This is a genomic window from Stenotrophomonas sp. SAM-B (genome assembly GCF_013387485.1).
Classification (GTDB): Bacteria; Pseudomonadota; Gammaproteobacteria; order Xanthomonadales; family Xanthomonadaceae; genus Stenotrophomonas; species Stenotrophomonas maltophilia_AA.
On the sequence record NZ_JABBXB010000066.1, the window covers coordinates 1 to 425 of the forward strand.

1 rRNA gene is annotated in these 425 nt (G+C 52.5%); it reads right to left on the reverse strand.

The window, feature by feature from the left end:
- Positions 1–425: ribosomal RNA gene (locus HH110_RS19260) — 16S ribosomal RNA — on the reverse strand; the annotation flags it as partial.

The window sequence follows — 425 nt, forward strand, 5'->3', positions numbered from 1 at the left end:
CTACAGGGGTATCTAATCCCGTTCGCTCCCCTGGCTTTCGTGTCTCAGTGTCAGTACACCCCCAGCGAGCTGTCTTCACCATTGGCGTTCCAGATGATATCTACGCATTTCACCGCTCCACCATCTGTTCCGCTCGCCCCTGAGTGCCTCAAGACAACCAGTATACCAAGCAGTTCCACGGTTGAGCCGTGGGATTTCACAAGGTACTTAGTCATCCACCTACACACGCTTTAAGCCCAGTGATTCCGCCTAACGCTCGTGGCCTCTGTATTACCGCGACTGCTGGCACAGAGTTAGTCGCCACTTGTAGTCTGCCGATCAGTACTTTCTAGCAGATTTTAGAAGTTTACATCCCGAGGGACTTCATCCTTCACTCGGCGTCGCTCCGTCACACTTTCGTGCATTGCGGAAGATTCATTACTGCT